This is a genomic window from Fuerstiella sp. (assembly GCA_022447225.1).
Lineage (GTDB): Bacteria > Planctomycetota > Planctomycetia > Planctomycetales > Planctomycetaceae > S139-18.
Genome location: JAKVAZ010000008.1, coordinates 1 through 21456, shown reverse-complemented (window position 1 = coordinate 21456; position 21456 = coordinate 1). Strand labels below are relative to the sequence as shown.

General features: G+C 53.1%; 15 protein-coding genes. 10 read left to right on the top strand and 5 right to left on the bottom strand.

The window, feature by feature from the left end:
- Window positions 1-36: 36 nt before the first annotated feature.
- From MK110_09500 to MK110_09490, 3 genes are all read left to right on the top strand, one after another.
- Window positions 37-897, top strand: a complete 861-nt coding sequence (locus tag MK110_09500) for a hypothetical protein (protein MCH2211526.1) — start codon at window positions 37-39, stop codon at window positions 895-897.
- A gap of 346 nt (window positions 898-1243) precedes the next feature.
- Window positions 1244-2884: a hypothetical protein gene (locus MK110_09495; GenBank protein ID MCH2211525.1), complete on the top strand. Its 1641-nt coding sequence runs from the start codon at window positions 1244-1246 to the stop codon at window positions 2882-2884.
- 420 nt (window positions 2885-3304) lie between these two features.
- A complete protein-coding gene (locus MK110_09490) occupies window positions 3305-4126 on the top strand; it encodes a putative capsular polysaccharide synthesis family protein (GenBank protein MCH2211524.1) in 822 nt (273 codons plus the stop codon).
- Between the two features lie 423 nt (window positions 4127-4549).
- On the opposite strand, the gene MK110_09485 is transcribed toward MK110_09490, so the two are convergent.
- Window positions 4550-5317 (bottom strand): class I SAM-dependent methyltransferase, encoded by a 768-nt coding sequence (locus tag MK110_09485; GenBank protein ID MCH2211523.1) that lies wholly within the window; start codon window positions 5315-5317, stop codon window positions 4550-4552.
- A 467-nt stretch (window positions 5318-5784) separates the two neighbouring features.
- A complete protein-coding gene (locus tag MK110_09480) occupies window positions 5785-6237 on the bottom strand; it encodes a hypothetical protein (protein MCH2211522.1) in 453 nt (150 codons plus the stop codon).
- A gap of 520 nt (window positions 6238-6757) precedes the next feature.
- On the opposite strand from MK110_09480, the gene MK110_09475 reads away from it, so the two are divergent.
- Complete coding sequence (locus MK110_09475) at window positions 6758-8554, top strand: MBL fold metallo-hydrolase (GenBank protein MCH2211521.1); 1797 nt, start codon at window positions 6758-6760, stop codon at window positions 8552-8554.
- Window positions 8555-8581: 27 nt separating this feature from the next.
- Here MK110_09475 and MK110_09470 read toward each other — a convergent pair whose 3' ends face one another.
- Window positions 8582-9598 (bottom strand): hypothetical protein, encoded by a 1017-nt coding sequence (locus MK110_09470; GenBank protein ID MCH2211520.1) that lies wholly within the window; start codon window positions 9596-9598, stop codon window positions 8582-8584.
- A gap of 204 nt (window positions 9599-9802) precedes the next feature.
- Here MK110_09470 and MK110_09465 point away from each other — a divergent pair, with 204 nt between their 5' ends.
- From MK110_09465 to MK110_09440, 6 genes are all read left to right on the top strand, one after another.
- The gene (locus MK110_09465) at window positions 9803-11107 is read left to right on the top strand and encodes an MFS transporter (protein MCH2211519.1); all 1305 of its coding nucleotides are present in this window, start codon (window positions 9803-9805) and stop codon (window positions 11105-11107) included.
- Window positions 11108-11227: 120 nt separating this feature from the next.
- Window positions 11228-12109 carry an alpha/beta hydrolase gene (locus tag MK110_09460; GenBank protein ID MCH2211518.1) on the top strand — a complete coding sequence of 294 codons (882 nt, stop codon included), beginning with the start codon at window positions 11228-11230 and terminating at the stop codon, window positions 12107-12109.
- A 329-nt stretch (window positions 12110-12438) separates the two neighbouring features.
- Window positions 12439-15168: a DUF1592 domain-containing protein gene (locus tag MK110_09455; GenBank protein ID MCH2211517.1), complete on the top strand. Its 2730-nt coding sequence runs from the start codon at window positions 12439-12441 to the stop codon at window positions 15166-15168.
- Between the two features lie 89 nt (window positions 15169-15257).
- Entirely contained in the window at window positions 15258-16658 is a 1401-nt protein-coding gene (locus MK110_09450; protein ID MCH2211516.1) for a DUF1552 domain-containing protein, read from the top strand.
- Between the two features lie 277 nt (window positions 16659-16935).
- Window positions 16936-18762, top strand: coding sequence for a hypothetical protein (locus MK110_09445; GenBank protein MCH2211515.1), 1827 nt, complete (start codon window positions 16936-16938; stop codon window positions 18760-18762).
- Between the two features lie 144 nt (window positions 18763-18906).
- Window positions 18907-20034 (top strand): lactonase family protein, encoded by a 1128-nt coding sequence (locus tag MK110_09440; protein MCH2211514.1) that lies wholly within the window; start codon window positions 18907-18909, stop codon window positions 20032-20034.
- 320 nt (window positions 20035-20354) lie between these two features.
- Here MK110_09440 and MK110_09435 read toward each other — a convergent pair whose 3' ends face one another.
- Together MK110_09435 and MK110_09430 are read right to left on the bottom strand one after the other, a co-directional pair.
- A complete protein-coding gene (locus tag MK110_09435) occupies window positions 20355-20801 on the bottom strand; it encodes a hypothetical protein (GenBank protein MCH2211513.1) in 447 nt (148 codons plus the stop codon).
- A gap of 298 nt (window positions 20802-21099) precedes the next feature.
- A partial coding sequence (locus MK110_09430; protein ID MCH2211512.1) for a hypothetical protein occupies window positions 21100-21456 on the bottom strand: 357 nt, incomplete at its 5' end.

Below are 21456 nucleotides of genomic sequence, written 5' to 3'. Positions count from 1 at the left end.
ACGGGGCTGAAAATTTCCGTGACGATTCGAGACAACATGGCTGTCACTATTGTGACGGCTTCGTTTCTTCACTACGCCAAGGCCCTGAAGGCAGCATTTGAGGAGTTAAATGCTGCGATTGGGTTTCTGGCAATCGTCATTGATCCGGTACCCGACACACCACTCCCCGAATGGGCAGTCGGTCCTGAAACACTGTGTGAGGAGCTGCCGCGCGCCCGGCAAATGATTGAGCAATACCGTGAATCGGACCGTGGAGACGCTCTACGCTGGTCATTGAAATCACAGCTGTTGCTTTACTGTATTCAGCACAGCGCCAAGAAAGTCCTTTGGTGTGATCCCGATTTGATGTTCTTTGAGGATCCGGAACCCCTGTTTGACATGATTGAATCAGACACCGTTCTGCTGTCTCCTCACTTTCGTGCATTCCGACCGTCCACGAATGAAATAGATTTTCAAAAGAACTTTACAGAAGGGATCTTTCAGGCAGGCTTTCTGGGAGTGGGCCACGGCACCTGCCAATTTCTGGACTGGTGGGCGGAAGCCTGTCTTTGGGACATGAGCAAGAATCCTGCGGTCGGAACTTATGTTGATCAGAAGTTCCTGGACCTTTTGCCCGTGTACTGGAGTGGGACAAAAATTCTAAGAAACCGCGGATGTAATGTTGCTGAATGGAACTGGCACGAAAACAAACGAGTCGTCAGCGACGGAGGAACCTTGATCAATGGACAGGATCCGGTCATGTTTGTTCATTTTACGGATTGGACAATCGCAGAGATTCTCCACGGACGTGACATCGGTCTGAAGCCCTATCTGGAACGATACGTTGAGCTTGTTCGACGTTATAAACCGAGCTTCCAGCTGCGCGTACCTGCCAGGTTTACTCCTGACCGGCTGTAGCAAAACCGTGAGGCTGTCTTTGACCGTTGGTGATATCTGAGGATATGAGAATCTTGTGGATTGTCACGGGCTCCGCCCAACCCTGGCTCCGGAGGTGTCGATGTCTGCTGTCAAACTGTGTATAATCTGCCGATGCACAGTTGTATGCCGGTGGCTGTTATGCGTGCTTGTGCGTTGTAACGTGTTGTTGTTCCTGAAGGGGAATGTCCTTTCTTCTTTGTTTTCAGCGTTGCGTCACGGTTGGTGCGACAAACATCGCAAATATCAGTGACTGCGGTCGGGCACTGAAAAAGATTCGAGGTGCCGGGTGAATGTACGACTGAATGTTTTCAGGATCTGCATCGCTTTGTCCTTTGCAGCGGTAATTTGGCCATCGGCTGTTGCTGAACTGAAAACAACGAGCATTCCCAGATACGATGACGCTCTTGCCAGGGCTGTCTCGTTTCTTCAGTCCGTGCCAGGGCTTGAGGAACGAGAGACTTCGCTTGTGGCATATGCCCTGCTGAAGGCAGGAGTTGATCGTTCGGAACCACGACTGGTCCAGGGGATTCACCAGGCCCGGCAGCGGGCCGACGTGGCTACGTATGACCAGTATTCCGGGTCGTACCTTGCGGCAGTTGACGCAATGTTGCTGGCCGATATAGATGGCAGGAAATACCGGAGGGTGATTCAGAAAATCGCGAGAATGATTGAGTCTTATCAGAGGTCAGATGGTTCCTGGCCGCATAATTCTCCCCGGCTTGGTCCTTCGGGGCCAGCGGATATCAGCTTGACGCAATATTGTGTTCTGGCCCTTTGGGCGGCAAAACGTGCTGGCTGCGAAGTCAATCCGCGTACATTTGACAAAGCTGCGTCCTACCTGATCGAACATGAAAATCCAGGCGGCGGCTGGCCGTACAAAATCCCAATCACAGGGGCATCTGATCCTAGTCGGATTAATATGACGGTTGCCGGGTTGGGAACAATCGGGATCTGTCGGATGCTGTTATTTTCCGGGGGGGGGCAGGCCCCCGCCGATTCGGCAAGAGTTAATCAATTAGAACGGTTAGGAGTTCTGGATCAGAGCGAAGTTGAGATGGAGGTGTCTGCATATCATGATTACAACCCCGATGTAAGCTTACGTTTAATTGATGAATGTATCGCTCGGGGGGTAGCCTGGAATGAGGTCCGCTATGCACCTGTACCCATACCCGGACACAGACTGTATTTCTACTACACGCTTGAACGCGCTGCCGCATTCGTGAATATCCGGGATGATTGGTTTACGTTCTACGGTGACGGGTTGTTGACTCTTCAGCGAGCGGATGGGCATTTCGAAGGAAAGAGCCTTGGATATGGCGCTGCTGTCGAGACCTGTTTTGCCATTTTGTATTTCACCAAGGCTACGGATCAGATTTTTAACTATGGCAAGGGTGTTCTGAAAGGAGGGCGGGACCTGCTGGCGCATGTCCGGCCAGGAGGAGCAAACCGGAAAAAAATTCTGCCACTGGATGAATTACTGACTCAGATTGAACGGCTCAATATTAGTGATCTGCCGGATGATTTGGAGATCGGCGATGTTGTAAAGACCGTTCAATTCACTGACAGGAAGGAACTGATTGGAGAAGCAGAAAAACTGAAGGTACTGGTCAGGAGTCCCGATCCGGGCAATCGTCAGGTCGCTTACTGGGCGCTTTCACGTACTCGTGATTTCGATCTGATCCCTTTGATGCTCGACGGGATTCAGGATCCCAACTTTCAGGTCAGTACCGAAGCCGTGGCCAGCCTGCGATACATCGCCCGACGACCAGACGGATTCGGTCTTTCGCTTAACCCGCTGAGCCAGTTGCCTGCGGATGCTGACAAGGCTGCGAAGCTCAACGCGGCCCAGGTCTGGAAAGACAAGGCATCCCGCGTTTGGCGCCAATGGTATTCAGAGGTGCGACCGTACGCTCAGCGGGACGGGCTGGACGAAATTGATTTGCCTGTGGATCGTACTGACAGATAATCTAAGGCGTGTCCGGACACAAGTCCTGGAATTTCCACCGGAGGGTTCAGTTAGAATCACACCACGCAGGGCCTGACACTACTCGAAACAGTTTGCAACAGATCATCACGATGCAGACCAAATGTTGAATGCCGGGAAAGATTTTGTAACCGTACTTCAGATTTTGAAGATCAGTAAAGCAACCTGTCACCGAAAGTACTGCGCAGTACGTATGGCCTCAGCGCGGGTCTGAAAGACCGAGCCAAGGACCATTCACCATCACCTCTGCCTGTCCGACTTGAAAGTTACGACTGAGCCCGGCATAAAGGTGGAAAACTACGGGCCACTACCACTGGAAAATGTGACGTATTTCACAACGGTCCGTCTGACTTCAACCACGGTACACAAATCTGGAGCAGTGCCATTCTCAAGCAGATCCGCATGTGGTTTTCAGCAGAGAAAAACCGTCCCAGTCAGAAGCGTGTGAAACGGCTGTCGGGAGGAGTACGTCGAGAGATTCAGCGCCACAAGCTGGACGATATCCGTTTTTTTGTGCTGTCATCCGGTAAGACAGGCAGTGCTACGCTTGAGAACTCATTCACAAAACACGTGATGCACTCCCACACAAATGGATATTTCCAAGAAATTCATCCGAAAATTCAAACTCTAAGTATCCAGGAAGTTCTCGAGAACAGCAGGATCGAATTTGGCAGACCTCCATTCGTCCTCACTTCAATAAGAGAGCCCGTGTTTCGGGCAATCTCATCGTTTTTTCAAAACATAGAAACGCACATGGAACTCAAACAGGAATTGCTGGTTGATCTGCCTGTCCAGCGATTTGTAGAGAGATTTCTTGAGATATTTGACGGGTTCGAGGAATATCAAACACATCATGAACTGCCTCTGATGGGCGGTATTGACATCATGAAGGAAGAGTTTGACAGAAATCGTGGGTACGGTTTTTACGAGAATCAAAGTGTTCGTTTACTGGTCCTGCGGTTCGACAGGATCAGCAGCTGGCCTGCGACGATTCGTGATCATCTGTATGCTGACGAGTTGGAATACTTTCGTTTTGCCCCGCTGAATGTGTCGGAAGACAAGTGGTACTCCGATATCTACGCTCAGTTTAAGGAACAGGTCCGAATTCCAGGTGAGTTGTTCAATCGCAAAATGGAGCTGCACGAGGAACTCATGCACCACTTTTTTTCAGATGAAGATATAGCCGGATTTCACGAAAAATATAACAGGATTGTGAATCGTTGAAGGTAGCTTGCCGGCACCGTATGACGGGGAGTCAATTCATGAATTCCGGCGTCCGGAATTTCCGGTGAAGAGCACCATGAAATCCTGTCCGGTTTGCTGAATCCGCTGCAGTATGACCTCCGGCTCAATTCTGACCTGTCACCGGTTCGAAGCTCTTATGAAACCTGTGAAAGAAATCCGGGAGTAACGCAACAGCGTTTCAGTAACGGTCCGGCATTCGTCGCGGCAGAACCCGTGCAGTATTCCATGACGCAGGCTGAGTGAGTTCCTCTTACGGACGATTACGTGGCCCGCGCAGGAGCATCCGGGTCCCGCGGCATGAATGAGAGGAAACAGTGTCGCTGCCCGGTTTAGGTCGCGATCGCCGGCAAGAGACACTTCGCTTCTGTTACGTAATCATACCGGCCCGTGCGTTTCGAATCTCTATTCTGTTCGTGTCAGCCATCGTTTTGCCCGATGCAGGAGCGAGGACGACGGGGAATGTCTCGAATCGCGAAAGACTGTGTTATAAAGCCCTGACTGCGACTGATGAATTGTCAGTGCTCCGGTTCTCCGTGTCGGTTTCATCACTGCAACTGCGAGACCGCCGTACATTGAACGCGGTTCGGCGGTATCAAATGCCTCGTAGTGGTACACGCCGGGAATGAAATCGACTTCGACGTAGTGAACCCATGGACAATCCTGCCATGATGCAGACAGGATGCCCTCGCGGCACGGAGGATGAAAACTGTCGTGGAAAACGATGTAGAGTGGTCGAATTGGTTCGTACTGCAGGACCGCATTGATGTCCTGGCGTACTCCCTCTGTTGAATGATCACCATCAATAAGGACAAAACCAAGCGGTTGACGCTCTTCCTGGATCTGACGCAGAAGTGCCGGCAGTAACTGCTGCGATGGCCCGGTCCGAAACTCCACGTTATCGAAGTGTTTGGCAAGTGTGTCGTCAAGCGACGCAATATCGAGCGAGTACACTTGCTTTGATTTACGAGAGATCAGCTGGAGACTGCCGCCTTTGTAAGTTCCTATTTCGATTGCGATCTCAGGTGCAGCCGCGTCGAGAATGGACGCGAACGCGAGTTTCTCACATCGGGTCATCTGCCAGTGAAGCGGCAATTCGTCGAAAAGAAACGTGGGTGAATTAACATTTGATTCATTCATTGCTGAAAATACCCATCCCTCTGCCGCTTCCATTTGAACATCCGGATTTCTCCTCAACTCGTGAACGACACAGCACCCATTTGATCTCCATCACCTCACCGACACAAGGCACCTGTCAGAATTTCCGGAAGCCATGGTATATGTTCGATTGAAGAGACTCGGGATCACAGGAGTTGAATAACCGATCGCTGTGTTCTAAAGCGAAGTGATTCGACTCAGGTTTCTGTCGGTGGTGCGTAGGGTGTCGAGGTTCTGCAGACAGAAATCTCAGCAAGTTACAACATACGGGGCAGCGACTCCGGAACGTCATCCGATTCAGCACTGAAATCCGTCGCCAAACGAGTTGTCGGGCTCTTGGTAGCTACGGTGTTCGCTGCGAACAGATTCCTGGTTTCATTTGACCCGCAGCGGGGTTCTGTTCCTGTTGATGCCAGATTCGAAACTGATGCCGAAACGCAATGCAGCATTCTGCACGAGAGCCACTGCAAAAGTCTGATTACTTAGAGATCGGATTCTGCTGTCTGCTTCATGTACAGACGCTGGATTTCACGCGTGCAGCATTGACCGTTGGCTGCGCAGATATGGCATTGAGCATCGGGAGTTTCGGATTTTTTGAGCAACTCTCTGATCCGGGTTGGTGTTCCTGCCTGAACGTCGGAGTCGATGTCTTCGATCGTAAAATCGAAGCACGCACAGACCGGTGCGTCGATATCCTTCGGGTAAACGGGAGCCTGCAGTTCATCGACGGTCACACATCGTTCAAACAGATCAAAATAGGCCACGTCGCAGCGCGCATAGGTGCAAAACCATGCGGTGTTATCGATTTGTCGTCGCGAATCGGGCTGCACATGATGATCGAGTGTGGCTTTTTCGACCGAATCCCCGAGTGATCCACATCGTGGACAGCGCGGTCGGCTGTCGATTTCCGGTTCACGAACGAATGCTTTATTCATGTTATTCCCGCAACCATCATGAAACAGTGAATTGGTCCCGGACGACTCATTCTCTGACCGCAGATTATCTTCATCAAAATCATTATGGATCGATATCCATCAGGGCAGTTCTTTGCCCCTGATTCCGGATTTGCTTCCTCGATGGTCCGGGTGACTATCTGCAACATTCCTGTACCGACCTGCTTCCGGATTTGATCCAGGTTTTTCTGCGGCAACACCTGCAACCTGCCGTTGTTCCGGTCTTGACCTTCCGGGTTGTTAATCATGTTGCTGAAAAATTTCACCTGTGATCAGTGGTTTTCGCCTGCAGCACGTTGTGTATGGTCGACATTTTCTGTTTGTGCTGTCGGAGAGTGTTGAGTGGGCACCGGTGTTCCAGCGGTACTTTCATCTTCGTTTTACTATTTGCAATAACTGTCATCTGTCCCGGGCTGACGACAGTGCCTGTGGTCTGAGGCGTTGCGTTGTTAAAATCTGAGTCAGTATCACAGTGTTCAGGAAGTCGCGGGAATCGAAAAATATGTTGCAGAAAATTACTGACAGTCTTGCCTGGATTCCGGACACCTGCAGCGTGTATGTCGTCACTCAGGGTGATGCGGCGCTACTGATCGACTGCGGAACGCACGTATCGCCGAGACAGCTGCAGGATGCCGGAGTCCCTCCGGTCGAACGCGTCCTGCTGACCCATTTTCATCGTGATCAGTGTGCCGCGGCAGCAGCGTGGCAGGACCAGGGCGCTGAGATCGTTGTTCCCTTCACAGAACGAAGGTTCTACGAGGAGAGTGATCTGCTCAAGGCGTCCTACGACACCTGGCACAACTATGAAAGCTACTATCCGAACTTCGGCATACTCAGTGATGTCATCACGGAACGGTACGCGTTCGATTACGAATCAGTGATGTGGCGGGATCTGGAGTTTGAAGTGGTTCCGCTGCCGGGACATACATTTGGTTCGGTCGGATACCTCTTCACGTGCGACAATCAACGTGTGCTTGCATGTGGTGATTTGATGTCGGCTCCGGGCAAACTTCATGAATATTTTTCGAGTCAGTGGAAGTACATGGATTTCAAAGGGCATACGCATCATCTGGAGAGTCTGAAAACGGCGGCATCGCTTCAGTCGGACCTGATTATGCCGGGACACGGCACTCCGTTTGAATCGACTGAGGATGCATTCACCAGTCTTCAGCAGCCACTTGAAGAACTGTACGAACTGTTCTACGCCCGACCTTATGACTGGTTTCAGCCACAGTTTCGACACATCTCAGACCATGTCATCGAAGTGTCGAACTCAGGTGCGTTCACCTACATTGTTCAGGACGACGACGGCCACGCCGTTTTTATTGACTGCGGATACGTTTCCACTGACTCCATTTCGGCCAACCCGTCACGTTTTATCGATCACCTGACACCAGCACTGGAACCCGAACTGGGAATCCGCACGGTCGAATGGTTCCTGCCAACTCATTATCACGATGATCATCTGGCGGGTTATCCGGCTCTGCGACATCGATACGGTACCGGTGTTGTGTCGTCTCCGGAGGTGAAAGATATCCTCGAACACCCTGAGCGATACGATATGCCCTGTCTGGATCCTCGAGGTCTGAATGTGGACCGGGTGGTCCGCCGGGGAGATGCGTTCCACTGGCGTGGCACGGATTTTTTTATTGAACAGCATCCGGGGCAGACTCTGTACCATCAGCTCATTCGTTTTGACGTTGATGACATGAGATTTCTGGTAGTCGGTGACAATATCTCAGGGATGTGTTTTCAGGAGCAGCGAGACCACATCCATTCGTTTATTCCAAAGAACCGGACACCGGTGACCAGCTACGCAGACATGCCGCGACAGATTCTCGAGGCAGACCCTGACATGCTGCTGACCGGCCACGGCGGGGCCGTCAATCACGACCGGAGGCAGACCGAACGCTGGCAGGTCTGGATGAATCGCTGGCAGGATCTGTTTACGCAAATCATTGATCAGTCTCATCCGAATTTAGGCATGGACCCTGGCTGGGTGGAATTCTACCCCTACAAAGTCCGAATTCGACCGGGAGACACCGTCGAGTTTACTGTTCGGATCACTAATCATGAGCCGGACACCAGGACCTGCGAACTTAAGTTTCGTTCTGTGGCGGGAGTGGAACTCACTCCCGTAGCAACAGTCATTGAGGTTGCCGGTGGCAGTACAGCTTCGTGTCAGGTCACCGCCGCATTTCCGCAGGTGTTTAGCACTCACTCATTACCTGTACTGGCTGATGTGACCTGGCAGGGGAATACACTTGGTGAACTGGCGGAAGCCATTGCGTGGTGGTAGTGCATCGTCGGTGACAGCCCACGAATTTCACGGCAGGCGCGCCGCCAGGATCCACCACAGCGGAATGTAGTGCGCCGGGGATCCCTGACCGTACTTCCGACCGGTGACGATGTCCTGACATTCATAATAGCTGCCACCGGGTGCTCTCATGAGGTCGATCCAGTCACTGAGTGACGCATACAGCGGAGTGCCTGTGTAGACCTGTTCGCCTGCTGCAAGGTCATAATGCTTCATCATGATGGCCACGGCCATGTTGGCGCGGATATTGATGTGATCGGATGTGACAGCACTATGCCGAAAGTCGTCCGGCCGTTGTTCGTATCGCCGGGCAGATGCCGCGAGCAGAGCGTCAATACCCGGCTTGAGCACCGATTGGAGGTACCGGGTCCCGGTGACCGCAAGCAACAGAGTCATTCGCACCGCCAGAACAAATGGGAAATCGTTTGTGGCATCTTTGACAAACCTGTCGATGACGCGGCGAACGATGGGATCCTTTTTTGAGGCGAACTGGGGAAACGTTTCTTCCCACGCCCAGACTGCGAGACCGGCGAATTCAGGTGTCATGTGATGCCAGTTGTCCTGAGTGTAGTCCCAGCGAGCGAACATGGCGGCCATGCTCTCGCGCGATGGTTCAACGACGTAGTCGTCACCCGTGATGCGATAGTAAAGCCCCAGATTGAACAGGTTGGTAGGAGAAGCATAACCTTCCTCAACAACACGGTTCTGTTCCTGCCAGTTTTTCCAGTCAGCCGCGACGGTTTCTGACACCGGGTGATCCCACCACCAGTCTGTGCTCCAGAGTTTGTGAATTCGGACGTCAATCGTCCGATACAGCATACGCCGGGCTGCCTCAATGCAGCGATCGTCATCCAGCAGCTGCCCGGCAACAGCCAGTGTGCCCGCATGCTGAGATCGGTAAACACCGCTTTCGGCCCACAGTGAGTCTTCCGGGTGAAACAACCCCTCTGCGGACACTCGAGGGACCACGTAGTCAATGATGGCCCTGGCCGCAGCCAGTCGCTTCCGATCAATTCGCTCGATCACACCATTTTCCAGATCAAAGTCGGGACGTTTGATAGTGAACTCAGTGGGGCATCGTCTGTTTACTGATCCCAGGGGAACCGATCAGTGACACCTCACCAAACCCTCACGTTTGATATACTCGTGGAGAATTCAGTCGCGTTCCAGGCAAACACCGAATGGTGAGTGACGACAGGCCAGAACGACAGATTAAGGATGACCTTCGCGGTGAGTTTACCAAAGAAATCCAATCCGCACGCTCACACTGACGAACTTCAGGAACACAATACAGATGCCCCCGGTGCCGAACGTCGGAATCTGGCCGCCACGCTGATTTTTCTGAGCAGTTTCACTGCGTATACCTCTGTGTTTCCGGTATTTGGTCCACGGATCACCGAATTATTTTCGCTGTCAGCCGAGGAATTCGGGTCTCTGATGGGCATGCAGAGTCTGGGACGCATCCTGGCGCTGCTGATGGTCGGACCATTGATTTCCTGGTATGGCGTGCGACGGATCTCCGAGTTGGGGTTTGTCGGTTTTGGCGTCGGCTTCCTGCTGCTCGGTGTGAGTAGCAGTATTATCATGTTCCAATCCGGATTGACCTTGCTGGGTCTGTTCATCGGCGTCAGCAGTGTCGCTCATCCGGCGTTCCTGTTTGCACTGTACCCGGCATTCAAACGGCGAATTTTTTCTATCAGACTGGTGTCGGTGGCCGCACCGACGGTGCTGTTGCCGCTGTTCGCCGGTGCAATGCTGCACTGGTCCGAAGGCGGCGGAGATGAGACCTTCCGACTGGTGCTTGGGGTTCCATTTTTGATTGTCGGTGGCGCGCTTGTTGGTGGCGGACTACTGATGAGTCTGCAAAGAAATCCCGGAGAGGAATCAACTGAAAGTGAAGAACAAGACCTGGACCAGCAGCAGACATCGCGAAGGACCCGCCTGTTCCGACTGCTGAACACTCGATCAATACTGGTCATCGTGCTGATTTGTCTTCATGCGTCAGCTGACAACACGGTCTACATTTTTTTGCCGATGTTTATGAAGAATCATTTTCATGATCTGCCGATTGAACCTGCTTTGGCGGTCGCCGGACACGGGTTGGCGTACCTGTTCACTCGTAGTTTGTTGTCGGTGCTGCCCGAGCGTGTCGCACAACGAGCCATTTTGTGTCTGTCCGGTCCGATTGGTGGAGTCATTGTGATCGTGTCGATCTGGTCGGGCAGCGCTTTGTATGTTCCCGTACTGTATACAATGGCGTGTTTTTGTTTTGCAGCAGAGTTTCCAACGCTGGTCAGTGAGTTGTCATCGCGTTCGATGGCCAGTCTCGGAACGGTTCTCGCGGCAGCCTACCTGGTTGCCGAAGTGGCCAAATATGCCATGCTGAAGATGACCGGGCGAGTAGCAGATCAGACTGGGGATTACCGTGTCGCACTTTCCTTTGCCGCAGCCGGTTTCATTGCCTTCGGCATCATTGCCTTTTTCACAGGGCTGGGGAAACCGGAAAACGCGGAAGCTGAACAATCGAAAGAGTGAATCCGGGGACGCTGTCAGCGAACCGGTGATGGCCAGACGACACCCGTGGTGTCGCTCAACTGGATTGCCATCGTCAGGTAAAGCATCCGGATCAGTTTTTATACTCATTGAGTCTTCACCATGAACAGTAAACTCATCATCGCTTTTGCACTTCTATCTCTGTGCTTTTGCAGTGTCGTCAGTGCACAGAATCTAACGCCTGACATTCCCTACGTTGAAAACGGTCACGAACGACAGGTTCTCGACATTTATACGCCCGAAGAAACAATCGGAGGGAGCCTTCCGGTCATGTTCTGGATCCACGGTGGTGGATGGCAGGTTGGCGACAAGAGCGACGTTGCCCTAAAGCCCAGGGTACTGACCGAGCGGGGATTTGTCTTCGTATCAACGAACTACCGGCTGTTGCCCGACGTCGACATGGGTGTGCTGATCCGCGACGTCGCAAAATCGCTTGGCTGGGTGCACAGGAACATCGCTGAATATGGCGGTGATCCAGGGCGAATTTTTGTCGGTGGACATTCCGCCGGCGCTCAACTCGCGGCATTGATCTGTATCGATAATCGTTTCCTGGGGGAAGAAGGCGTTTCTTTTGATGTCCTTAAAGGTTGCCTGCCGGTCGATGGTGACACGTACGATATTCCCAAAATCATCATGACGGCAGAGCACCGGCAGACTCTTTATGGCGGCAGGATGTTCACATTTGGTCATCGCCAGAAGTTTGGGAACGACCCGGACAAACACGTCGATTTTTCTGCTGTGACACATGTCGCAAAGAACAAAGGCATCCCTCCGTTCCTCATCCTGTTCTTTGCCGGTAATCCTGACACTAAAGCTCAGGCGCGGCATCTTGAAGTCGTACTGAAGCAGGCCGGCATCCCGGCCGCCGTGTATGGCAAACGAGACAGCAATCACAGCCGTCTGAACAATGATCTTGGGAAACATGGTGACCCGGCTACGCTGGAAGTCTACAGATTTCTGGACGCTGTCACCGCAGGAGAATAGAACGGCGTGTTTTGAATCAGGGTGTTTCGGGCACTGTGTCTCCGTACGATACCGGTACGATACCGGTCAGTATTCCGACAACCGAGCCTTTCGCGCCGGGGATTCGTATGGGGGCCGGTACCGGTTGTGCCATTTGCCCTCATCATCGAGACGACAGTGTGACGTAATTTGCTTTGACGTTATGACTTAGGACCAGTTGCTTCATGCCTGGCTGGCGCGGTAGAATGGATTTTCTGATGGAAACAATCACAGCAGAATGCAAAACGGTTTGAAACGACGGCTTCAGAATCGACATGATAGTAAACAGTACTGAATCGGCCTGTCGATGCGTGATCTTACTTATCGCTCTGCTGGGCGCTATGGGGGAAGTTGCGGCGGACCAGGACGACGGTGGAGCCGGCTCAGCGCCCTCGGCAGGGCCACGGTCCGGTGGAGTCGACGAAAGTGATCCGGCGCCCCGGACACTCGCTGAACTCAGAGTAGAAGGCGCACTCCGATCGAGTTATCGCAATCAGCAGCGGCCACCGGCCGGTGCTGAAACGCCGGAACCGAATTTGGACGGTTTCCGAACAGACGTCGAGCCTGTCCTGAATCAAAACTGTGTTCAATGTCACGGTCCTGACATTCAGGAGGGCAATATTCGCATCGACACGCTGGATGCGAATCTGTTGCAGGGGGACGATGTAAACTGGTGGCTCGAAATTTTTGCTGTGCTGAGCAATGGTGAAATGCCTCCGGTAGATGAAGCTCCACTGGCGGATGACGATCGCAACAGAGTCATTCAGTGGCTGTCTTCGGAGATTCAGACGGCTTCAGCTTTTCGTCGTGCTCAACAGGGACATTCATCGTTTCGACGGATGACTCGTTATGAGTACAACTATGTGCTGCAGGATTTGCTGGGATTGCCCTACAACTTCACTCGGGATCTGCCGCCGGAATCGACATCACCGGACGGCTTTCAAAACAGCTCCGAATTGCTGCACATGTCGACTACTCAGTTTGGCACTTATCGCGAACTGAATCGAAACGCCTTAAAGAAAGCAACCGTGCACGGGGAACAGCCGGGACCTGTCTATTGGGGAGTGTCGTTCGAATCTGCAGCGGCCGGTGAATGGAAGAAGCAGGAACAGGAGCTGCAGAAGATCCGGGAAACGCACAAGGACGATCCGGAAAAGCTGGAACAGGAACTTGAACGTCGGACTGCTGAATATCAGGCCAGACCGCCCCGCGCTCACTACAGAAATCAGAAGACAGGTCGAACTGCGGCGGCATCCTGGTCTTACAATGGTGCAAAATATGCAAGGAAACCGACAAACTCACGTCCCGAGGTACCGTCGGTCCTCGATTATGTGGCCGTTATTCCGGCGAAACAGAAACTGATCGTTGAACTTGGTAATCAGGTTCCTGACACGGGGACACTTCGTGTTCGTGTTAGAGCTTCACGGACATCAGTCGGGCACGACAGGCATCCCAGTCTGCAGCTTGAATTTGGCTGGCAGGCAAGCAACGACTCTTCCGCATCTGTAAAAATCTCTGAGTACGACCTGGCGGTTGATGCCGCTCCGGATAACCCGACGTTTGTGCAGTGGGACATTCCGCTGAGTGAAATCTATCCCCGCAATTCGGTGCGCAGGACCGCAAAGATGGGTGCCACACCTAATCCGTCTGAGTTTGTGAAGCTGGTCAACAGTTCGGTGTCACAGGATGATATTCAGATTGACTATGTGGAGATCACAGCGCCGGTTTATGAACATTGGCCGCCGGATTCGCACAATCGAGTTTTTATCGATAGTGCCAATAGAGCCGAAGAAAACGTTTACGCCCGTGAAGTACTGACGAGTTTTATGTCGCGTGCATGGCGCCGTGGTGTGACTCCTGCTGAAGTCGATCAGAAACTGACTCAGTTCAAAAAGATTCGTCCTGAGTTCGATCATTTTGAGGATGCCATGGTCGAAGTTCTGGCAACCGTGCTTTCTTCACCAAAATTTATTTATCTGGTCCGGTCGGACCAGGCAAACCAGACCGACGGCAGCTCATCCGAGGACCGCCTGTTTGATTCGGAACTGGCAACTCGTCTGTCCATGTTTCTGTGGTCCAGCACGCCTGACAGCGAGTTACTGCACCTGGCAGCGGAGGGACAGCTGAGTGAACAGGATATTCTGGCCGGTCAGGTCAGCCGTATGCTGGCAGACACGCGGTCCTGGCGTTTTTCGAAACATTTTGTGCGGCAGTGGCTGGGAATGCAGTTGCTGGATTTTATGAATATCAACCGGAACGCGTATCCGAACTTCGATTCGGCTTTGAAAGAAGCGATGCAGCAGGAACCCGTCGCCTTCTTCCATGAGGTACTGCAGAAAAATAACAGTGTGTTCGATTTCATCCACGCTGATTACACCATGGCCAATGAACGACTTGCCGCGCACTACGGTTTGAATGATGTGTATGGCAACCATTTTCGCCGTGTGAACTACGAGCCACAGCACAGAAGAGGTGGATTACTGACACAGGCCGGTCTGCTGGCGATGAATTCAGACGGCACGGACTCCCATCCGCTCAAACGAGGAATCTGGATGCTCGAAAGACTGTTGAACGATCCTCCTCCACCCCCGCCACCGGCGGTCCCTGAGATCGACCTTGCCGACCCTGAGATCGCAAAACTGACGTTGAAGCAGCAGATTGAGAATCATCGAAATCATGCCGCCTGCCTCTCGTGTCACGCAAAAATCGATCCATGGGGAATCGCATTCGAAAATTTCGACGCGGTGGGAAGCTGGCGCACGCAGATCGACGGAGAACCCGTCGATGCGACCAGTCTGCTGTTTAACAGACAGAAACTGGACGGCATGAACGGGTTGAAACGTTTTCTGCTGGCAAATCGTCAGGACCAGTTTGTGCGCGCCATGGTTCACAAAATGACCACTTACGCCCTTGGCAGACCGTTGACGTTTGCAGATCGGTCAGACGTTGACCGGATCACCGCCGATCTTCGTAGCCAGGGGGATGGACTGGCCACAATGGTTACGTCGATTGTCACGAGCAGTTTGTTTCGGTCGAAGTGATTTCACCGTCCTGCGGCAGACGGCGATGTCCTGTAGCATTGGCTGCACCGGCGCGGTAGAATTTGGTTACTCACAGAAGGACGTTTGCTATGAATATCCAAATTGATTCGCTCGACCGCCGTTTCTTTCTTCGTGGCGCCGGAGTAGCCCTTGCCCTGCCGTGGTTCGAGTCGTCTCGTCAGGCAACCGCTGCTGCCGAACAGCGGACCCGGCCGAAACGCCTGGCGTGCTTCTACTTTCCTGACGGCGTGCCGATGCCGCTGGCCGAGGACCCGGCTCACAAAGACTGGGCCTGGTTTCCTCATGGGAGCGGGGAGGATTTTACGTTCACCAAATGCTTTGAAACATTGGAACCGTTGCGCAGCGAATTGACCGTGCTCTCCGGATTTTCTCATCCTTCAGTGCGGAGTACGCATGGGCATTCAAATGCAGATCAGTTCCTCACCGGGGGGCACACGGGCGCGAATGGAGACTACAGAAACTCCATCTCCCTCGATCAGGAATTTGCTGCGCATGTGGGAGATCAAACCCGCTTCTCATCACTGGTCATGTCAACCGATGGAGGCACTGGTACTCCGCGTGGTGCGCACACAGCCTCCTTTAATCGAAGTGGTCGGGCCATTCCGGCGGAACATCGACCAAAGCGCATCTTCGATATGCTGTTTGTAAAGAGTGATGACGATGCAGCAAAACGCCTGGCGCTAAGCCACAATGCTCTGGATACCCTTCTGGCCGATGCACGATCTTTGCGAAGGACATTGTCTCCCCACGATCAGAAGACACTTGATGAGTATCTCCAGTCGGTTCGCGATACAGAAATCAAAGTCGAAAAAGCAAAACACTGGGTCAACATACCGCTTCCCGAAGTCGATGCCGATCACCTGAAACTTGACCTCACTCCTGAAGAGCCCCGTGCATATCTTCAGACGATGTATGAACTGATCTATCTCGCGTTTAAAACCGATTCCACGCGAGTGGCGACGTACCAGATTGGTCGCGAGAACGGCGTGGGGATCAGTGACTATCTCGCTCGCGCCGTTGGGTTCAGTGCATCACACGGTCTGTCACACGACACCAAGGGACCAGACGGCTGGAAGAGATTCGGTACCTACTGTCGTTTTCTCAATGAAGAATTTGGACGATTTGTCGGAAGACTGAAGGACACACCCGAGCCTGGCATGGATGGTAATATGCTGGACAACTCTCTGCTTCTGTTCGGTTCCGCATCAAGCGCCTTCCATCTTTCCCGCAACTACCCGCTGATTATGTCCGGTGGAAAGAACATGGGCTTCCGCCACGGACAGTATCTCAACTATGGACCTGAAAGGCCGGCGGGCGGTCCTTGGGACGGTAAATCACCGGAACCGTGGCAAAGAGTGGTGGCCCACGAGGACATCCCGCTTTCAAATCTGTTTGTGACCATGCTGCAGCGACTTGGTGTCGAGACCGACCGATTCGCCGACAGCACCGGTACGGTGGATGCCGTTTGACGTGCCGAAGCGAAGCTTCGCGGTCTGATCGGATATTCACAACACGGACCGGGGCCCGGCGCGGAGTGACCAGCGACGACACGTGAATGCCGTTGATCATCACAGATGACCTGAGTGCCGGACAGTCAGCGGATTCTCCCACGATACTTTGTTCCGCACTTTCGCGTACGATGGTGGAATTCCCCCTCAAAACGTGTGCATCTCATGACGAAGAGTGAGGTCGCGATTCCATCATGATGTGCGATCGGCATATCAACGAATTCCATGGGAGATAAAAATGCGACTGTTCACTCGTATTCTGTTCTGGGGTCTCTGCAGTTTTGCGCTGTCACCGACTCTCGGTCTGGCGGACCACCGCATCGCGATTGATGAGCTGATCTCACCACCGAACTGGGCGTTGATGGAACGCGAGCTGTTGCGAGCCAATACGGTGGCTTGCCAGGAGTATTTCGATCGCTACTTCGATGAGCGTGGGTACTTGCTGTGCGTTGAACGCTGGGGCGGCAACGATGGTCCGGATGACGCGATCGAGAGTCTCCTGCGTTGGCCCATTTTGCACGCCGCAGGTGCCCCGAATTCAATCCTGCACATGTACAAGAAAGCGTGGGAAGGTCACCTGCGGCAATTCACACAAGCCAGGACCGTTGACGTTCCGTTTGCCCGCGACGGCATGTACTACAAAGAGTTTCCGGTCATGTTCGACTGGCTGCACAACAGTGAAGGTCTGACCGTTTTCAATCTGCAGGGACTGTCCGATCCGTACGACGAGCAGTTTCAAAAGCGTGTGCGACGCTACGCCGGCTTCTATTTGAATGAAGATCCGCAAGCTCCAAATTATGACTTTAAACACAAGATGATTCGCAGCATGTTCAACGGCAGCAGAGGTCCGTTGTTGCGTAAAGCGACAGGCCTCGACTGGGCCGGTGATCCGATCGAGGTCGAAGGCCGCTTTGACGCCCGACATGGTGAAAACACCTACGAACAGATGGTCGCTCACTTCAAAGACTACAACGATATCGTTGGTGATCATCCGTCGAACCTGCTGGCTACGGCACTGGCGCTCAACGCGTACATGATCACGCAGGACACGAAATACAAAGACTGGATAGTGGGCTACGTTGAGGCCTGGCGCAAACGCATGATCGAGAACGACTTCTTAATTCCCACGAACATTGGACTGGACGGGAAAGTCGGCAGCGCGGCTGACGGCAAATGGTATGGCGGGGTCTATGGCTGGGGATTCACGGTTGTCGTTCCCCAAACCGGCGCGCTGGCGCACCGCAGCACGTTCAATCGTGGTATTGAAGGATTCATGAATGCACTTCTGCTGACAGGCGATCGCAGTCTGGTGACTTTGTGGCGGAAGCAGATTATCAAAGTCAATTCCAACAAAAAGATCGTGGATGGAAAGACACTCTATCCGCACAAGTACGGCGATGATGGCTGGTACAACTTTCGGCCTGATCCCTACAGTGCCGGCACGAAAGAGATCTACTACGTAACCATGAAAGACGATGATCTCAGCCGTGTTCCGTCTCATCCGTGGTTCAAGTACCTCAATGGAATGAATCCCAACTACCCGCAGCAGGTGCTGCGGGACGACTTTGCACACATCCGAAGGGCGGTCGCCGGCATGCGCGCCGACGAAACGACTCCGGACACGCGGCTTGCCGATGACCCTATGCGATTCAATCCGGCTGCGACTCGATCGCTGGTCGAACTGATGCTGGGCGGCCTCTATCCTTCAAAGAACGGATTGACTCTGCGCTGTCGGCTACGCTACTTCGATCCGTCCGAACGGCGTGCCGGAGTCCCTGAGGGAGTCGCCGCCCTGATCGAGAATATGACCGACGATGAGGTCGTCGTTACGCTTGTCAATGTTAATCAACTTGACTCACGGACGGTCGTCATCCAGGCCGGAGGTTACGCTGAGCATCAATTCGTATCGGCTTCGAGTGCCGGTAGCAGTGTGGAGATCGATGCGTCGCACTTTTCCGTAGAACTCGGCCCCGGCTGTGGTGGACGCCTTACTCTGAAAATGGATCGCTACGTCAATCAGCCGACGATGACGTTTCCATGGGATCAGCACCAGCTGTCACGATAGCGGTACCGGAGGTAAACTAATATCGCGCGTTGTCACCGGGTATGCTGATCGCGTATGCTGACGGGACTTCTGTCAATACACTTGGAGTCGTATCACAGCAGCTGGTAATGGGTAATTTTTTTGGAAATTTTGCGAGTCAGAACCATGATGAATGTTCTGCGGACTGCGTTTTTCCTGGCGATTCTGTTTGTCACAACCTCGTTTGTGCAGGGCGGCCAGGTGCTTTATCTGTCTTCGGCCACTACAAAATCGATTATCGTCTACGCTGTGGATGACGACACAGGCGCATTGACCAGGAAGTTCACGACCGACCTGACGGTCAGTCCCGGTCCCTTGAGGATTTCGCCGAACGGAGCATTTTTATATGCGGCGGTTTCAGGACTTGAAGGTGACCATGCCGGTGTTGCCACGTTTAAGCGAGCTGCCAATGGTTCGCTCACCCTGCTGGCGACCTCGCGAATTTCCAGCGGCGCTCCCTATCTGTGCACCGACAAACAGGGGCGATACCTGATAGCCTGCAGTTATGGCAATGGTGATGCCACGGTGTATCGAATTGTGGACGGGATCTGTACCGACGAACTGCTCGACCGTCAGAAAGCCGATCTGGCGGCACATAGTGTCGAGATTGATCCCTCCGGACGTTTCGTTTATGTCCCGTGTACCACGCCCAACAAGCTGTTCCAGTATCGGCTCGACCAGTCGAACGGAAAGCTGGTTCCCAACGACCCACCGTACCTCGAGGGCCCCGACACCGAACACAACTACCACCAGCCGCGGCACTACGCTCATCACCCGCATCTGGACATTGCTTACACGTCGAATGAGAAAGGAGGCGGGATCACCGCATGGCAGTTCGACGCGGAGACAGGAAAACTCACGCAACTGCGGACACTGTCAACAGTGCCGCCGAACTTTGAAGGCCGCAGTGCGGCCGCGGATATTAAGATTACACCAAATGGTCGTTTCGCTTATGTCTCTAACCGGGACGTAACCAAACGCGCTGAAGGTGAACCGATGCAGGACACCCTGGCCGGCATTTCTCTGGATCCGTCCACTGGTGAGATGGAGCTGATCGGATACTTTCCGACCGCCTACTTTCCACGGTCGTTTTGCATCGATCTGACTGGTCGTTTCGTGTATTCGGGCGGACAGCGTTCTTTGACGCTCTTCGCGTACGGCATTGACCAGTCCACCGGCAAGCTTGATCACTCTGCCACTTATGAGACCGATGGTATGCCTCTGTGGGTTGTGTGCGGCCACGTCGAGCCGTAATAACAGACTGGACTGTGGGCACGTCTTGTGAGTTAAACGTCGCCAGCCACCGGAAGACACTGTTCAGCCAGAGGTCTGTGTATTCAGCTTTCCTGTCTGCTGACCCGGAAAAATCCATCGTTGACGCCGCGCCTTGATAATTGAATCAATTCCCGAGAGGCGGGCGATGATGCAGTGCGTGACGACCAGTCACAGGTGTGGCCGTTACCTGATCCGCCACCAGGTCCCCCTGCGCAAAGCAGCAAGATAAGTGCTGAGAATCTTATGCTGAAGACCTTTGCATCGATGATCCCGGTCAAATACTCGGTCGGTGATTCGGACTACAGTTTCTCCCGGATGAATCCGAACCCGAGAGCAATTCCACTTAGACAAACGCCGCAGATCAGTTTGTGTCTCGTCCAATCGTACTGGCTTGGCCAATCGTAGCTGGAAGTCGCAACACCTTGTTCCTGGAGGACTCGCTCCACGGCCGGATTCACTTGCGGGGTCGTTCTCTCGCTCCAGGCTGATTCACCGATGCTTCCGCCGATCAGACCAACAACAAGCGCACCAGCCATCCAGACAAAACCTATTTTCGTTCGGAACCAGCAGCACAGTCCGGATTGAACAATAAGATACACAACAACGAATGGAATCCCAAAGTACGGGACCAATTGTTGCAGCGGTGGACCTCCCCCGTATTTGTTTCGTAGCGTGCCGATCATGATAAACACCGAAAATACAATCAGGGCCCAGCCAACCGGTTGTTTGATCCCATATCGGTCCATGCGGTGATCTCTTTTCGTCGCCCGGATTGTGATGACCGTTACCTCACCGAAGACATCCTTGATGATGTCTTCGGCGGAAAATTTGCAAGAGCTGTTCGACTTTCGTCACTGTCAGATCGGTATTGCCTGTGGTGCAACTGCATCAACCGACCGATGACCCACACAACAACATGACGGTTGAGCAACTGCGGCAACGGAATGCTCAACAGATCAGACAACCTGAACGCTTCGGCAAGTTCTGCGATTCATTGCGAGGACGGCGGAAACGATGTCAAGGCGTGCACCCGAATTGGCCTGTCTAAACACTTCCGAAGATGTAGAAACAGGATAACACGGTATAAAATCCTAACCCGACAGAAATGATGATGCTTGCCAACAATAAGATCCACGTATACCGGCGACCAAGGTTATGTTGACGTCTCAGAAAACTCCTGGTCCACACGATGAAAAACAGGGGGAACAGGAATCCAAGAAAAAAGAAGTGAAACAGGTTGGGCATCCAGGAACCACCTTGTCGCCACAGGATATTAATCCAGTATGAGAACCAATAGATGGCGATATACCCCGCTACCATCCGCAGCCATTGCATCGTGATGACTTTGCGGTTCGGTGGATCGGGATTTGGCGGATTCGGGTCTGCTCCCGACGCGCTGTC

What these genes read in the sequence shown, in the direction of transcription:
- MK110_09500 (MCH2211526.1), top strand. Translation starts at nt 37, where the DNA reads ATGGCTGTCACTATTGTGACGGCTTCGTTTCTTCACTACGCCAAGGCC.
- MK110_09490 (MCH2211524.1), top strand. Translation starts at nt 3,305, where the DNA reads ATGTGGTTTTCAGCAGAGAAAAACCGTCCCAGTCAGAAGCGTGTGAAA.
- MK110_09485 (MCH2211523.1), bottom strand. Translation starts at nt 5,317, where the DNA reads ATGGAAGCGGCAGAGGGATGGGTATTTTCAGCAATGAATGAATCAAAT.
- MK110_09480 (MCH2211522.1), bottom strand. Translation starts at nt 6,237, where the DNA reads ATGAATAAAGCATTCGTTCGTGAACCGGAAATCGACAGCCGACCGCGC.
- MK110_09475 (MCH2211521.1), top strand. Translation starts at nt 6,758, where the DNA reads ATGTTGCAGAAAATTACTGACAGTCTTGCCTGGATTCCGGACACCTGC.
- MK110_09460 (MCH2211518.1), top strand. Translation starts at nt 11,228, where the DNA reads ATGAACAGTAAACTCATCATCGCTTTTGCACTTCTATCTCTGTGCTTT.
- MK110_09450 (MCH2211516.1), top strand. Translation starts at nt 15,258, where the DNA reads ATGAATATCCAAATTGATTCGCTCGACCGCCGTTTCTTTCTTCGTGGC.
- MK110_09445 (MCH2211515.1), top strand. Translation starts at nt 16,936, where the DNA reads ATGCGACTGTTCACTCGTATTCTGTTCTGGGGTCTCTGCAGTTTTGCG.
- MK110_09440 (MCH2211514.1), top strand. Translation starts at nt 18,907, where the DNA reads ATGATGAATGTTCTGCGGACTGCGTTTTTCCTGGCGATTCTGTTTGTC.
- MK110_09435 (MCH2211513.1), bottom strand. Translation starts at nt 20,801, where the DNA reads ATGGACCGATATGGGATCAAACAACCGGTTGGCTGGGCCCTGATTGTA.